This is a genomic window from Citrobacter sp. Cpo221, from assembly GCF_030332345.1.
Lineage (GTDB): Bacteria > Pseudomonadota > Gammaproteobacteria > Enterobacterales > Enterobacteriaceae > Citrobacter > Citrobacter portucalensis.
On sequence record NZ_JAOWIA010000058.1, the window covers coordinates 239,177 to 254,728 of the forward strand.

General features: G+C 51.8%; 12 protein-coding genes. 4 read left to right on the plus strand and 8 right to left on the minus strand.

The genetic code is table 11. The features are described from left to right. Nucleotides 1-3: 3 nt before the first annotated feature. Both OGY72_RS18790 and OGY72_RS18795 read left to right on the plus strand, forming a co-directional pair. Nucleotides 4-1,071, plus strand: coding sequence for an HlyD family secretion protein (locus OGY72_RS18790; protein WP_126319363.1), 1,068 nt, complete (start codon nucleotides 4-6; stop codon nucleotides 1,069-1,071). Then, nucleotides 1,061-2,125, plus strand: a complete 1,065-nt coding sequence (locus OGY72_RS18795) for a DUF2955 domain-containing protein (protein ID WP_286548786.1) — start codon at nucleotides 1,061-1,063, stop codon at nucleotides 2,123-2,125. The genes OGY72_RS18790 and OGY72_RS18795 overlap by 11 nt, the downstream gene beginning before the upstream one ends. 178 nt (nucleotides 2,126-2,303) lie before the next feature. On the opposite strand, the gene OGY72_RS18800 is transcribed toward OGY72_RS18795, so the two are convergent. The 4 genes from OGY72_RS18800 to OGY72_RS18815 all read right to left on the minus strand — a co-directional run bounded on the left by OGY72_RS18800 (nucleotide 2,304) and on the right by OGY72_RS18815 (nucleotide 10,194). Continuing rightward, nucleotides 2,304-3,227, minus strand: a complete 924-nt coding sequence (locus OGY72_RS18800; RefSeq protein WP_181509595.1) for a DUF5655 domain-containing protein — start codon at nucleotides 3,225-3,227, stop codon at nucleotides 2,304-2,306. A 69-nt stretch (nucleotides 3,228-3,296) separates the two neighbouring features. Further along, nucleotides 3,297-6,554, minus strand: a complete 3,258-nt coding sequence (locus OGY72_RS18805; RefSeq protein WP_286548788.1) for a type I restriction endonuclease subunit R — start codon at nucleotides 6,552-6,554, stop codon at nucleotides 3,297-3,299. Continuing rightward, nucleotides 6,551-7,849 carry a restriction endonuclease subunit S gene (locus OGY72_RS18810; protein ID WP_286548790.1) on the minus strand — a complete coding sequence of 433 codons (1,299 nt, stop codon included), beginning with the start codon at nucleotides 7,847-7,849 and terminating at the stop codon, nucleotides 6,551-6,553. The genes OGY72_RS18805 and OGY72_RS18810 overlap by 4 nt, the downstream gene beginning before the upstream one ends. Then, complete coding sequence (locus tag OGY72_RS18815) at nucleotides 7,849-10,194, minus strand: type I restriction-modification system subunit M (RefSeq protein ID WP_286548793.1); 2,346 nt, start codon at nucleotides 10,192-10,194, stop codon at nucleotides 7,849-7,851. The genes OGY72_RS18810 and OGY72_RS18815 overlap by 1 nt, the downstream gene beginning before the upstream one ends. A 353-nt stretch (nucleotides 10,195-10,547) precedes the next feature. On the opposite strand from OGY72_RS18815, the gene OGY72_RS18820 reads away from it, so the two are divergent. Then, nucleotides 10,548-10,835, plus strand: coding sequence for a BrnT family toxin (locus OGY72_RS18820; RefSeq protein ID WP_286548795.1), 288 nt, complete (start codon nucleotides 10,548-10,550; stop codon nucleotides 10,833-10,835). Next, nucleotides 10,822-11,124, plus strand: coding sequence for a BrnA antitoxin family protein (locus OGY72_RS18825; protein ID WP_003830041.1), 303 nt, complete (start codon nucleotides 10,822-10,824; stop codon nucleotides 11,122-11,124). The genes OGY72_RS18820 and OGY72_RS18825 overlap by 14 nt, the downstream gene beginning before the upstream one ends. A 112-nt stretch (nucleotides 11,125-11,236) precedes the next feature. Here the strand turns inward: OGY72_RS18825 and yjiA are convergent, their stop codons facing one another. The 4 genes from yjiA to OGY72_RS18845 form a co-directional block, all read right to left on the minus strand. Further along, nucleotides 11,237-12,193: a GTPase gene (yjiA, locus tag OGY72_RS18830; RefSeq protein ID WP_286548799.1), complete on the minus strand. Its 957-nt coding sequence runs from the start codon at nucleotides 12,191-12,193 to the stop codon at nucleotides 11,237-11,239. A gap of 12 nt (nucleotides 12,194-12,205) precedes the next feature. Further along, entirely contained in the window at nucleotides 12,206-12,400 is a 195-nt protein-coding gene (locus OGY72_RS18835; protein ID WP_003830038.1) for a YbdD/YjiX family protein, read from the minus strand. Between the two features lie 106 nt (nucleotides 12,401-12,506). Then, nucleotides 12,507-14,657: a pyruvate/proton symporter BtsT gene (gene btsT, locus OGY72_RS18840; RefSeq protein WP_003830033.1), complete on the minus strand. Its 2,151-nt coding sequence runs from the start codon at nucleotides 14,655-14,657 to the stop codon at nucleotides 12,507-12,509. Nucleotides 14,658-14,945: 288 nt separating this feature from the next. After that, nucleotides 14,946-15,488, minus strand: a complete 543-nt coding sequence (locus OGY72_RS18845; protein WP_003830032.1) for a hypothetical protein — start codon at nucleotides 15,486-15,488, stop codon at nucleotides 14,946-14,948. Nucleotides 15,489-15,552: the final 64 nt, after the last annotated feature.

Sequence of the window (15,552 nt, forward strand, 5' to 3'; positions counted from 1 at the left end):
AATATGATGACCCCAGAACAAAAATTTGCCCGTTGGGTAAGGGTGAGTATTGCCGCTTTCCTGGTAATATTCGCCTGGTTTATCGTTGCCGATATCTGGATCCCGCTGACGCCGGACTCCACGGTGATGCGCGTGGTAACGCCCGTTTCCTCACGCGTTTCCGGCTACGTCTCGCAGGTGCATGTACACAATAATAGCCAGGTGAAGAAGGGCGATTTGCTGTACGAACTGGATCCGACGCCATTTATCAATAAGGTCGAGGCTGCGCAAATTGCCCTTGAGCAGGCGAAGCTGAGTAACCAACAGCTGGATGCGCAGATCGTCTCTGCCCGCGCCAACCTGCGCACCGCGCAATTCAACGCCCGCAACGATAAGACCACCTTAGACCGCTATCAGCGCCTGAGCGCCATGCAGAATGTGTCGCAATCCGATCTCGACAAGGTGCGTACCGCCTGGCAAACCAGCGAGCAGTCGGTGGCGGCGCTGAATGCCAGTATTCAGAACCTGCTGATCCAGCGCGGCGAGCGCGATGACAAACGTAACGTAACGCTGCAAAAATACCGTAACACGCTGGAAGAGGCGCAGCTGAACCTCGGCTGGAGCAAAGTATATGCCCAGACCGACGGTACGGTGAGCAATCTCCAGCTTAGCCCCGGACTTTACGCCACCGCCGCCACGCCGCTACTGGCGCTGGTCAGCCATCAGACCGATATCGTGGCTGACTTTCGCGAGAAAAGCCTGCGCCACACTCGGGTAAATACCGATGCCGCCGTGGTGTTCGATGCCATGCCGGGCAAGGTTTTCTCTGCTCGCGTTACCAGCAGCGATGCCGGTATTCTGGCGGGTCAGGAGCAGGTTAACGGCCAGCTGTCGCAGCCGGAACAGTCCACCCGCTGGGTGCGCGATGCCCAGCGTATGCGTATTCACGTCGCGCTAAACGAACCGCTCGACACGCCGTTACCGACCGGGGCGCGCGCCACGGTACAGCTGTATAACAGCGAGGGGATGTTCGCCCGCACCTTTGCCGGGGCGCAGATCCATCTCGTTAGCTGGCTGCATTATGTCTATTAACACGCTGGCCCACGTCTTTACGCCGCACGGGAACATTGTCTACACCGCCAATGATTTTCGCCAGACCCTGCGTATCTCCGTTGCCGGGACAATCGCGCTGAGTATTTCGACCTTCTACAACGTGCAGTACGGCGTGTTCTTTGTGGTTTATCCGCTGATGCTGCTGTCGCTGGTACCGGTATTCAACCGCCATGTGGCAACACAGTTTGTGTTCAGCGCGGCGGTAAATTGCGTTGAAATGGTGCTGATTGTCGGTTATCTCTCGCAGTGGCCGCTGATCATGACGCTGGTGGTGTTCGGCCTGTACGTGATGCGCTTTCGTTTTATGAGCAAAGGCCCACTGTTTCTGCTCGGTTCGATGGGCGTGGTGTGCCAGAGCACGATGCTCAACTTTATGAGTTATCCCACCACCAACTGGCATACGCTGATGTTCTCCAATATGGAAGCCTGCGTCATGGCGGTGGCGCTGAGCGCGCTGCTGCATTATCTGATCCCGGACGTGGAACCTCGCCTACCGCCGCCGCGCATTGAAAAAGATGCCGCCCGGGTTCGCCACGAGTCGCTGCTTTCCGGCACGGTGGCGACGATGATTTTTGTGGTCTTCCAGATCTGCGATTTGAGTGATTCGCTGTCGGCGCTGATGGCAGGCATTTTGATCCTGTTTCCGATGCACTACCGCGGTGCGGTGATTAGCTCGATCTGGCGCGTGGTCGGCGTGGTGCTGGCCTGTCTGTACATTCTGCTGGTGCAGCTGCTTATCTATGATTTCAGCAACCATATGCTGTTGATGATGCCGCTGATTGGCCTCGGGCTGGCGTTCAGCGCCCGCCTGCACGTAATGGAAAAAGTCGGGGCGGGCGTGGGTTTTGCCAGTATCACTACTATCGGCATTATGTTTGGTCAGAACCTGCACCCGGATCAGGACCTGGTATTCAGCGATTTGTACCGCATCACCTCCGTCACCGTCGCGCTGGTGGCAACGTTAACCATGGTATTTCTGGTGCACCGGGTGTTGAACTGCTTTGCCGCGACGCGGTTTGTGATTACCGAATGAGTGGGGGCAAGTGCCGGATGGCGGCGTAAACGCTTGATCCGGCCTACGGGAAAGTGCCATTTGTAGGCCCGGTAAGCGTTGGTGCCACCTGGCATCAGAACAATATTGCCTGTGTCCGAGGCTTGGCCTATCTGGTGAAAACGGGCGTTCAATGTGGCGATGTATTGGGTAAAGTCGCTTAATTTTCCTGATATGCTTTCTCAACCAAAAGCTTAGCTTTATCAAGATCGTATTCATTACGAATGATGAGTTCCACATCACCAGTTCCCCAATGACCAATATTGGTCACATCCCGACTAAATCCCTCTTCAAACTGGACATGTTGCGGGCTTATCTTCAGCCACAGGCGAAGGTGGGGATCGGTTATTGGGTAAACCGCAACGCACAGGAAGTTACGGATACGACGGAAGGCATCGTAGAGTTTTAACTCTTTATATTGGACTTCATCGCCAAGCGACAGCACATAGCTTTTTAGGTGCTCGTGGAGTGAAAGTAGTGCTGGAGAAGCAGAAGATAGCTGTTCGCGCTGTGTGCGAGTATGACGCTTCCCATTGCTGCTGGCTGGGATGTCCTGCACGTTATGCTGAGGGCTATTTTCTACCACGGCATTCACCAGTTCCAGCATCAACAGGTCGCTGGAAAATAGCTTGTAGCGAATCAGACTGATATTACGGTTAATTTGCTGAACAGCATGTTCATCGTATTTATTGAAATCAGCAGCAATACAGATTAATCGCGTGCCTGACCAATCGATGGCTTCGGCCGTAGTTTTACCCATTTTCTCCATCACCTGCCAGCGAAACTCCGCTTTGTGGTCGAGTAGCCAGTCGAGATAAAATAGGCCCTGATTGATCACGTTTTCATTGCTATGTCGTTTATATTCGATAATAACCGGACAGCTATTTTCATCGAGACCTAATGTATCAATCCGGCCACGATGTGTTTTACCCGTACTGTATTCAGTGTCGAGAAACCGAACGCCAAGAAAGGTTTCCATATGTGATTCAATCAGCCTTTGCAGATCTTTTTCGACAGCCGCGGCCTTGCCCGGTAGTTCTTGTACTCTTCCAGCGCAGTGGCGGAACAGTTGTATATCGCTCATGGATCCTTCCTGTTATTTTCCTGCATATGCTATCGCTTACTCGCGAACGGCTTGCACATTATAAACACCTTATGCAGGCAACGCGAAATGACCCGTCGCCATATCAAACATCAGGCGGGCAAAGCCCTTAGCGCACTGCGGGTTTGATAAATACTGCAGCATAAATTCTTGTCGCGCTTCGTCGCTGTCCATCACCGCATCGTCCACCGCTTTGAAAAAACCGCCTAATATTGCCTGCTCAGGGCTGTTATTTTTTATTTGTTTCATCACGGTTTCATTCTCAGTGATTTTATTAAACACGGTCATTGCGCTGCTGAGCATATCTTTATCCGTCAGATGATCGGTGATAAACAGCTCATTCATGCGCGACAAAATATGCGACAGAAATTCCTCTTTCTTGTCTTTGGGTTTTGCCGTACCCACGTCGTTACTGGGATCGAGCGTATATTCCGCAGCATCTTCCTGTAATTTCAGATGCTGTTCGTGGATCTTCGATAAGCGATAGTGGCTCATCTCCACGTTGCTGAGATCGATCTCATCTTCCTCCAGTCGCTGTTCGTGCAGCAAAGGTCTTAAATGGCGGGCGAACAGGCTGAGCTTTTCCAGATCTTTGTCATCGTACTCGACGATCTGCGACATAAACTCGTAGAAGCGCACAAAGCTGCCGAGATCCTTCTTGAAAATCTCCAGCCGATCTTTTTCCTGCTTGCAGGCTTTGAAGCTGTTTTCGGCATTGGTGATTAGCACCACATCACCGGTTTTTTTGGTTCTTTCAAACATCTCTTTGGCGGTCAGATAAGCGTCGACGGCGAGGGCATAACGCTTCTGCCAGCGCTCGACGGCCGGGCGGCAGATATTACTGATGGTGGCGTTGGATTTGTTTTTCGTAAAAAACGCGTCACAGAACTGGTCCACCTCGTTCCACTGGAAAATCTGGCTGGCACGCAGTTTCTCAAACAGATCAAATACCTGCTGGGGATCGCTGACGTCGGTCAGCTCGGCGGTCTGATAATAGGGCTGGAAGGCATCCAGAATATCCTGCGGCTCGTTATAAAAATCGAGCACAAAAGTGCCGGACTCCGCTTTGCCCGGATAGGTACGATTCAGCCGCGAAAGCGTCTGGACGCACTCAACGCCGCCGAGGGCTTTATCGACATACATGGCGCATAGCTTAGGCTGGTCAAAACCGGTCTGGAATTTATTGGCGACCAGCATCACCTGATAATCATCGCTATCGAACGCTTTGCGCATATCCCGGCCTTTCAGCCCCGGATTCATGTTGGTTTCGGTGAATTTCTGGTTCAGTAATGCGTCGCTGTTAGGGTCGCTCTCCTGAAACTCGACTTCGCCGGAAAACGCCACCATGGCGCTGATTTTTGCATAGCGGTTTTCGGTGATGTACTTATCAAATGCCTGTTTGTAACGTACCGCCGCCTTGCGTGAACTGGTGACCACCATCGCTTTTGCCTGCCCGCCGAGCAGGTTCATCACATGCTTACGAAAGTGCTCGACGATCACTTTCACCTTCTGCGAGACGTTGTAATCGTGCAGCGTCACCCACTGGTTCAGCCTGACCTTGGCTCGATTGCTGTCCACTTCGCGGTCTTTATCTTCCAGCTTTTGCAGCAGCTGATACGCCACTTTATAGCTGGTGTAGTTTTTCAGTACATCGAGAATAAAGCCTTCCTCGATGGCCTGACGCATGGTGTATACGTGGAATGCCGCTGGTTTGTTGGTGGCCGATGCCGGTTCGCCTGGGTGCGGGAGGCGACCAAAAAGCTCCAGAGTTTTGGCTTTCGGCGTGGCGGTGAACGCATAATAGTTCAGATTGCCGCTGTTGCGACGCGCGGCAATGGTGGCGTTGAGGCTGTCTTCTGACGACAGTAGCGTGTCGTCATCCCGCTCTTCGCTCATCAGCACTTCTTTTAGCTGCCGCGCCGTGGATCCACTTTGCGACGAGTGGGCTTCATCGGCAATCACCGCGTATTTACGCTGCTTCAGGCTGACGCTGTTTTCAATCGCTTTCAGCACGAACGGGAAGGTCTGGATGGTGACGATAATAATCGGCTGCGAGTGTTCCAGCGCGCTGGCCAGCTTTTCCGACTTGGAGCCATCACCCTCTTTATTATTGATGCGCCCGACCACGCCGTCGGCATGTTCAAACTGGTAGATGGTGTCCTGCAGCTGATCGTCGAGCACCGTGCGATCGGTAACCACAATGACCGAGTGAAACAGCTTCTCGCCGCTGTCATCATACAGGCGAGAAAGCTGGTGCGCAGTCCAGGCAATGGAGTTCGATTTGCCGGAACCGGCGCTGTGCTGGATCAGATATTTGTTGCCGGTTCCCTCGAGCGCCGCGGCCTGTAGCAGTTTGTTGACCACATCCCACTGGTGATAGCGCGGGAAGATCAGACTCTCTTTTTTGTACTTCTGCCCGTTCCAGTCCTCTTTCTCTTCGATTTGCAGATGTACGAAGTTGGCAAGGATTTTCAGCAGGTTATCCGGCTGCAGCACTTCGTTCCACAGATAGTCGGTCGCATAGCGGCCCGCGTCTTCCGGGATGTCATTGCCCGCGCCGCCTACTTTTGTGCCTTTGTTGAACGGCAGGAAGAAGGTGTCGTCGCCCGCGAGTTTGGTCGCCATATAGACGTCGAACTGGCTGATGGCGAAGTGCACCAGCGCCCCGCGCTTAAAGGTCAGCAGCGGCTCGGGCTTGTTGGTGGCTGGGTCTTTCGGCAGCCGAGTTTTATTATACTGGGTAATGGCGTTCTGTACCGCCTGCTTAAACTCGGATTTCAGCTCCAGCGTGGCAATCGGCAGACCGTTGATAAACAGCACCAGATCGATACGCCAGCGTTTCGCTTTCAGATCGTTTTCTTGGGCTATGCTGGCATAAGGGCTGTAGACCAGCTCCGGCACGATCCGACAGAGATTCTGCCGATAGCACGCGAGGGTGTCCGGGTTGAGCGTGTGCTCCGGCTTAAACTGACAGAGAAAAAAGCGGGTGTTGCGGATCTTCAGACCATGACGCAGTACGCCGAGCGTGCCCCAGCTGCGCGACAGCATATCGGTGGCGTTGATGTCGGCTTTTTGCAGTTGAGTGACCAGGTTATCGAGAAAATGACGTTCGGTGTCGTTGGGGTAAACCTTCGCAAACTTTTCCCACTCCTGCGGCTGGGTGGTTTGCACGAATTGCAGCGTGTCCTGTACGTAGAGCGCACGTTCGCGATCGTAGCCGTCGCTTTTGCCGACAATCCAGCCGTTGGCGGACATCTGGTTGATGATGTCGTTTTGCAGGTTGATCTCGCGAGTGATGTCGGGGGTCATACGGCGACCTCCGCTTCGGCTGTGGTTTGCTCGTTGGGGGCGCGCCAGTGGCGCACGTCGATTTTGCCGGTAACGGCGGCGGAGATCAGGGCTGTGCGGCGTTCTTTGAGGAGGGCGATTTGCTGGAGTTGTTTTTCGATTAGGATGTCGATTTTGATGATTTTTTTATCAATGAAAGTGACGATACTCTCTTGTTCTATTTTCGATGGTATTAGCAGTGGTAATCTACGAAAATCTTCAAATTTCATTGATTGTCTCAGGCCTCCGCCCATGCCATAAAACACTTTAAAAATATCATAGGTATGAAGTAGGTAATATGAAAATGATGGTGTTATAGCGTGTTTTACGCTAAGCTTTAAATAAGCCGGTGTTATAATTCCACTCTGGGTCACTAGTCCAACCCGTAAACTATTTTTATCATTTTGTAAGTCAGTTAGCCTTAGTATTATATCTCCATCTTTTACTATCTGATAAGTGTTAAATGAGTCAGGTAATAATCCGAAATTTGTATCAGTTTTTCTTTTTATAATATTGCCATAACTTAATGAAAGTACATTATTTTCTAAACCATCAGTGTTTTTTTCGGTAGAAGCTGAACATATGGCATACGTTGGTTTAACTTCCCATGACGAGGGGATAGAATCCAACCACTCAATACCTGAATCTTTCATCGGCACATCAGGATTTAGCCCTTTGGTCACGGCATGGCTAATCACTGCCTGACGTTTTTCTTTTAGTAGTTCAATGAGTTGTTGTTGTTTCTCGATAAGGTTATCTATCTTTGCAGTTTCGTGATCTAAAAATAATATAATGAACCTTTGTTCTTTTAGTGAAGGGATCGCTACTTTATAGGGTGATATTTGTTGCGTCGATAATTGTCCAATAGCAGAACTTTCAACTTTAAAGTTAATCACTGAATTAATAAAATATGCGAAGTATTTGCATTCTAACTTTTTAATGGGGACTAATACTAATAACCTAATTATTGCATCGTATGCGTGATTTCTATATACAGCAAAGCCAACTTCACCACGACCGCTTACGGTTATAGTGTTATTGGGATAATTGGCTTTTTTTGTATAACCATATATAGCATATTCATTATTTGCGTTAGTATAAATAGGGTAAGGGAATTCTTCAGAATGAAATTCGTTAAAAATATTTTGCTGCAGGTCTCCCCCTGCCTTAATGCTAAAAAGTTTAGATAAAGATGCTAATCTCCAGTAAGTAGGAATGTTATCAATTCCCTTAACCCCAGAATCCCTATACTCCGGATACGTCTTATACTTAGCCATCAGGAGTGTACCTCCCGCAGCAACTGCATAATCTCCGCACTCACTGCATCTAAATCAGCATCAATCTCTTCCAGCGATCGTGGCGGCGTGTACACATAAAAATGACGGTTAAATGGGATCTCATAGCCGACAATGCCGATCTCGCCATCAATTGCATCGCGCTTATCGGCGTTGATCCACGCGTCCGCCACGTGCGGCAACACTTCCGCCTTGAAGTAGCTCTCGATCAAATCGCTGGTGGATACGGCGGGATTGAGCGGTACGTTTTCGTTATCGCGCAGATCGCCGTCCTGCTCAAACTCCACCACCTGACCGCAATAGGCAAACGCGCCGTACAGCGGCTGGGCGTCTTCTTTTAATATCTTCTTCACCACCGGCGCGGCGTCCGGGTTTTTGCGGGTCACGGCGTCAATAAACTGCTTATTCTCTTTGGCATCCAGCTTCACACCGGCGGTTTTTAGCGCGCTTTTTAAGTCAATCTGGAACTGATTAAAGTCATCGCTGACGCCGAAAATACCGCCAGGCTTATCGCCAAACGCCGCCTGAATATGCCGGGCTTTTTCCATCAACTCGCGCTGGGCCAGCCACAGCCTGCTGTCGAGCAGGTCTTTGATTTGTTTCTCTTTCAGCTCGGCAAACTCGGCTTTGATTATGGCGCGGGCTTCGGCTTCTAACGCAGAGAAATTACCGTAACTATCTGTCTGCCACTGGGCGGCAAACGCGTCAAATAGGCATTCCATCGGCGCGTTAAACGGTTTTGGCGCGAAACGTAAAGTGGCGATGGCCTCATCGGTAAGCTGTGCCGACAGGCGCAGCGGGCGCTCAATGGTCAGGCGACGATAGCCAAAATCGGTACTGCTGAAGAGTTTGCTGGCGAAGGTTTTCGGCGCTTCGCTTTTCGCGGTTGCAGGCTGACGGCCACGGCTGGATTTTTGCTCCGGCGCTTTTTCCAGGCCCAATGCTTCCAGCGTGGTGGTCTCTATTGCCGCAAAATCGCCGAAGGTTTGGGTGATGAGCCGGATATCGTCTTCGCCCATCAGATTACGCTTTGAACCCAGCGACTTGCGCATTTTGCCGCACAGGTTGCTGCCATCAATGAGCTGGACTTTGCCTTTGCGTTCCGGTGCTTTCTTGTTGGAGAGGATCCACACGTAGGTGGCGATACCGGTGTTGTAGAACATATCGGTTGGTAGGGCGATGATGCTTTCCAGCAGGTCAGCTTCGAGGATGTAACGGCGGATCTCGCTTTCGCCGCTGCCCGCGCCGCCGGTAAACAGCGGGGAGCCGTTAAGGATGATGCCGATGCGCCCGCCGCCGCTGTGGGCGTCGCGCATTTTACTGATCAAATGTAGCAGGAACAGCAACGATCCATCGGAGACGCGCGGCAGGCCGGGGCCAAAGCGCCCGTCAAAACCTTTCTGTGCGTGCTCGTCGCCGATTTCCCCTTCGATCTTTTTCCAGTCCACGCCGAACGGTGGGTTGGAGAGCATGTAATCGAATTTCTCGGCGGGCAACTGATCGTTTGAAAGTGTATTGCCGAGTTTGATGCGGCTGACATCCTGGCCTTTAATCAGCATGTCGGCTTTACAGATGGCGTATGACTCCGGGTTTAGCTCCTGGCCAAAAGCGCGCATCACCGCATTGGGGTTCAGCTCGTGCAGATATTCCATCCCAGAGGAGAGAAAGCCGCCAGTTCCCGCCGTTGGGTCGTAGATGGTGCGGATAATACCGTCTTTGGTGAGCGCGTCGTCGTCGCCGATGAAAACCAGTGAAGTGGTCAGGCGTACGATATCGCGCGGAGTGAAGTGCTCGCCGGCGGTTTCGTTAGACCCTTCGGCAAAGCGGCGGATTAACTCTTCAAACACCAGACCCATTTCATGGTTGGAAATGGCGTTCGGGCTTAAATCCGCCGTCGCAAACTTCTGCACCACCTTATACAGCAGATTGGCTTCTTCCAGTTGACTGACAAACTCGCTGAACTTGAAGTGATCGAAAATCTCACGGGCATCGGTGGAGAAGGACTGAACATATTTTTCCAGATTGGCCTTGATGCCGTTTTGCCCCATTTTACTGAGATCCATCGGCGAGGTGTTAAAGAACGTCAAACCATCTGCGGCGCGCAGGAGCATCTTCTCTTGCGCCTCTTCCGGTAAATTGAGCGCTTTAATTTTTTCAGCCTGGGCAAGTACGGCCTCTATGCTGTCTTCGAGCACACACTCCAGTCGGCGCAGCAGGGTGAAGGGGAGAATAATGCGGCCATACTGTGATTGTTTAAAATCGCCGCGCAGCAGGTCGGCGACCGACCAAAGAAAAGCGGCCGTCTGGGTGAAATTTCCTGATGTCATAAATACTGTCCTGGCCTCTGTGAAGAGGCTTATTTTTTCTTCGGGTAGATAGTCTCCTTTTTACCAGAAATTTGTAAGTTGATTATTTATAACGAGTTTTTATAATTTATAGTGATCATTTACCGCTAAAGATCATTTTAATGAATGTTTTTTGGAGAGAGGAAAAACAGCATTCTCGCTCTGCAAGAATGCGATAAACGGTTGGGGAGATATGCCGGATGGCGGCTGTGCCTGATCCGGCCTACAAAATTCAATTCCTGATCGTCAAATTGTGAAGCTATTTCCAACAACCGAGGTATAATTGCAAGATAATTGTATATACGTTTTTGTATATACAATTAGGGATGAAATACATGCCAATGGAGTTTGAATGGGATGCAAACAAAGCACAAAGTAACCACCGTAAACATGGTGTTCGCTTTGAGGACGCAGTATTGGTTTTCGACGATCCCCGGCATTTGTCCAGACAGGATCGTTATGAGAACGGTGAGTATCGGTGGCAGACCATCGGTCTCGTTCATGGCATTGTGGTTATTCTGATTGCCCATAGCGTTAGGTTTGAAAGTGGCTTTGAAGTCATTCGTATCATCAGTGCCAGAAAGGCAGACAGTAAAGAGAGGAATCGTTATGAGCATGGTTAAACATAAACGCGGCAGCGTATCCGCGCTGAGTGCTCAGCATGAGGCTGAACTGAAGGCGCTGGCGAATAAACCGGATGATGATATTGATTACAGCGACGTTCCCGTGACCGAAGATGAGCAGTGGTCAGAGGCTCATCGCGGTAAGTTTTTCCGTCCGTTGAAAACGCAGGCATCGGTGCGCATTGATGCCGATGTGATGGAGTGGCTAAAGCGCCCCGGGAAGGGTTACCAGACACGGCTGAATGCTATTTTGCGCGAGGCTATGCTGAGAGAGCAAAACAAGAAATAGCCTTATACTGGGGCAGTGAGTGCCGGATGGCGGCTGCGCCTGATCCGGCCTACGGGAAAGTGCCATTAGTAGGCCCGGTAAGCGTAGCGCCACCGGGCAATTCAGCAGGGGATTACTTCTTCAATCCCGCAAACGCGGCTCGGATCTCGTCTTCCGGCAGATTAATACCGATAAACACCAGTTGGCTGTGCGGTTGCTCGTCACCCCACGGGCGGTCCCAGTCGGCGCTGTACAAGCGCTGCACGCCCTGGAACAGCAGGCGGTTCGGCTCGCCTTCAATCCACAGCATGCCTTTATAGCGCAGCAGCTTCTCGGCGGATTCCAGCAGCAGGTTTTCCATCACTCGCGACACGTCGCTGATGTTTACCGGGTAATCCAGCTCGACGACGATCGAGGAGATATCGTTTTGCTTGTCGGCGATAAAGTGGAAGCGCGGTTTGGCGCTGACCACGTTCTCTTCCAGCATAAAGCCGTTGGTGTCGAACAGCAGGGAGAGGTCGATATCGCCATGCGTGACGGTGTAAATCGGCGCACGGGCGTTGATGCGTGCCAGACGCTCACGCAGTTTTTCGCTTTCACCCGCGACGTCGGTTTTGGTCAGCAGGATCCGGTCGGCGTAGCCGGCCTGCGACTGGGCGATGGTGAACTGGTTCATCTGCTCGTCGGCATGTACCGCGTCAACCAGCGCAATTACGCCGTCCAGCAGGTAGCGTTCGCAAATCACTTCATGGGAGAAAAAGGTCTGAATAATCGGGCCGGGATCGGCCATGCCGGTGCATTCGATCACCAGACGGTCGAAATTGATGGCGCCTTTGTCGAGGTTGTCGAGCAGGTCTAACAGTGCGTCTTCCAGCTCACTGGAGCGGGTACAGCAAATGCAGCCGTTGGTCAGGGTTTTGATCTGCGTGGCGCGATCGCCAATCAGCTGATCGTCCACCGAGACTTCGCCGAATTCGTTTTCGATAACGGCAATCTTGTAACCGTGCTGCTCGTTGAGAATATGGCGCAGCAGGGTGGTTTTACCCGCGCCAAGAAAACCGGTGAGTAGGGTAACTGCAATCGGGGTCATTCACTTCTCCTTCTAACAGCAACTGCTTCCGCCGCTACCGTAGCGGGCTTCCTGGCGCTCGCGGAAGAATTCTTCGTAGGTCATGTACGGCTTATCGGGATGGTTGGTCTTCATGTGCTCGACGTAGTTGTCGTAGTCCGGAATACCAATCAGCATTTTCGCCGCCTGACCGAGATATTTTTTTGCCTGACCTAAAGTACCAAACATGGAACGCCCTGTTAATGAATAAAGCCGGATGGCGGCTTGCGCCTGATCCGGCCTACGTTAACTTTACTTTGTAGGCCGGGAGCGCAGTTCGCCACCCGGCTTCAGGTTAGTGGTGTGAAGAGGTCTTCACGCCGCCTTCCGGCACCGGTACATACGGTGTCTCTTTATCAGAGCGACCGTTGATGGCGCGGGCTTTCTGCCAGGTACGGAACCCGTAGAAAATGATGCTGTACACCACCACCAGGAACAGAATACTCAGACCTGCGTTGGTGTAGTTGTTGACGACGATGTGGTTCATGTTGGCAATCTGCTGAGCGGTCAGTTCGCCGCCGTTAGCAATCTTCTCTTTGTACTGATTCGCCATGAAGAAGAAGCCTTCCATCTGCGGGTTGGTGCTGAACAGTTTCAGACCCAGCGCCCATGTGGTGCAGATAAGCAGCCATACTGCCGGAACAACGGTAACCCAGATGTATTTGGTGCGCTGCATTTTAACCAGTACCACGGTGCCGAGAACCAGTGCCACGGCAGCCAGCATCTGGTTAGAGATACCGAACAGCGGCCACAGGCTCTTAACGCCGCCCAGCGGGTCAACAACGCCTTGATACAGCAGGTAACCCCACAGGCCTACGCAGCCCGCAGTACCGATGATACCCGCAACCAGAGAATCGGTTTTCTTCAGGAACGGCACGAAGTTACCCAGTAAATCCTGCAGCATAAAGCGGCCAGAACGGGTACCGGCATCCAGTGCGGTCAGGATGAACAGCGCTTCAAAAAGAATACCGAAGTGGTACCAGAAGCCCATATCAGCCATCGGCAGCACTTTGTGGAATACGTGAGCGATACCAACGGCCAGCGTCGGTGCGCCACCTGCTCGGTTCAGAACGGACGGTTCACCGATGTCTTTCGCGGTCTGCAGGATCTGCTCAGGCGAAATGACGAAGCCCCAGGAGCTGACGGTCGCTGCCGCATGTGCGGTGACGTCTTTCAACTGCGCCATAATCAGCGGTGCGTTTTCGCCGCTCATTTCATGCAGGTTCGGCATGGTGATGCCAAGGCCCGCAGGCGGGGTGTTCATCGCGAAGTACAGACCTGGTTCGATGATAGACGCGGCAACCAGCGCCATAATTGCGACGAAGGATTCCATCAGCATCGCGCCGTAACCGATAAAGCGCGCATCGGTTTCACAGGCCAGCAGCTTCGGTGTGGTTCCGGAAGCAATCAGCGCGTGGAAGCCAGATACCGCACCACACGCGATGGTGATGAACAGGAACGGGAACAGAGCGCCTTTCCACAGCGGACCGGTACCATCAACGTACTGGGTCATTGCTGGCATTTTCAGTTCCGGGTTGAGGATAACAATCCCCACCGCCAGACCGACGATAACGCCGATTTTCAGGAAGGTAGCCAGATAGTCGCGCGGGGCGAGGATCAGCCATACCGGCAGCAGCGCAGAGATAAATGCGTAGCCGATCAGGGTAAAGGTAATGGTGGTGTCTTTAAAGGTCAGCGCCGGGCCCCAGTACGGGTCGTGCGCAATCACGCCGCCGAAGTAGATAGAAGCAACCAGCAGCACAATACCAATCACCGACACTTCGCCCACGCGTCCCGGTCGCAGGAATCGCATGTAGATCCCCATGAACAACGCGATAGGTACGGTTGAGCAGACGGTGAACACACCCCACGGGCTTTCCGCCAGCGCTTTTACCACGATCAGCGCCAGTACTGCGAGGATGATGATCATGATTAAGAAGCAGCCGAACAGTGCAATGGTTCCCGGGATCGGGCCCATCTCTTCTTTGATCATCTCACCCAGAGATGCGCCGTTACGGCGGGAAGAGATAAACAGCACCATGAAGTCCTGCACCGCACCGGCCAGCACGACGCCTGCCAGCAGCCACAGCGTACCGGGCAGGTAGCCCATCTGCGCAGCCAGTACCGGCCCAACCAGCGGACCAGCACCTGCGATAGCGGCAAAGTGGTGACCAAACAAGACGTTACGGTTGGTTGGAACGTAGTTCAGACCGTCATTGTTGATGACCGCCGGCGTGGCACGCGTTGGGTCAAGTTTCATCACCTTTTGGGCGATGTACAGGCTGTAGTAACGATAGGCCACCAGATAAACAGAAACTGAGGCGACCACGATCCACAGGGCACTAATGTGTTCACCCCGACGTAATGCCACTACCGAGAGGCAGAATGCACCGATGATTCCGAGAATCACCCAGGGTATGTGCTTGAATATCTTTTTCGTATCCATAGTAAAACCTGGTATCTAATTAATAATTGGCCGAAGCCGCGTGGGTTTGATCTTGTGTTTGAGGAGGTAAATTGACTGCTATGTTGGGGGGATCTTGCCAGAGAATTACGCGCGTAAAGTAAGGTAAATAAGTGAGCGGTTGTATGTCAGCTTAAGCGGTCCCAAGTGTCAGTGAGCGGTAAACTGCGGGGAGAACGGGGAAATTTATGTGATTGAGATCACGGCATTATAGCGTTTGCCTGCCTACATGCCGTGTTTTCCCACTGACAAAGCACCTCACTGAGAGACTCAGATTACGATATAACAGTAAGGCGTATGTTCGATGTCTCTGAGCAACACATGTTTCTTACGTGATTTAGTCAGGTAATATTTTTCATCCAGATAGTAGTCAATGAGTTCATCGAGACGCTCTTTATCTATGCGGGGCGTTACCCCCAGCGTCCAGAAGCTACGCAGCTCTAATTCCGAACGTTTGATTTTTGCGCTTTTAACCAAATCAGCAATCATATTTCTGACGCAGCTTGTCGGATCCTGGTTCTGTTTGAGTTCAAGCGCAATGTAGCTATCTTGCGTCCAGCCTTTTTTCCGCAACAAGAAATCTGCACGCACTGACAAACGCTGTGGATTTTTCCGGAGATCGCAAGCAAGAGTTTGTTCACGCCACCATTCATGACCAGTTGAAGCCAGCAGATTGGCAAATTCTATCTGCATCCAGACTTCCCAACCGGAGATGTTGTACTGATCGATGATATTGAGCTTTTGGCGAATATCTTCACGTTCAAAAAAGTGGTGTGCGAGGGTGGATAGGTGATCAAAATCGCGATTTAACATAGAAGCATCCTTTCCTTCAAAAACCGGAATCCTACACCTAAGACGTAATGGAACGACTAATTTT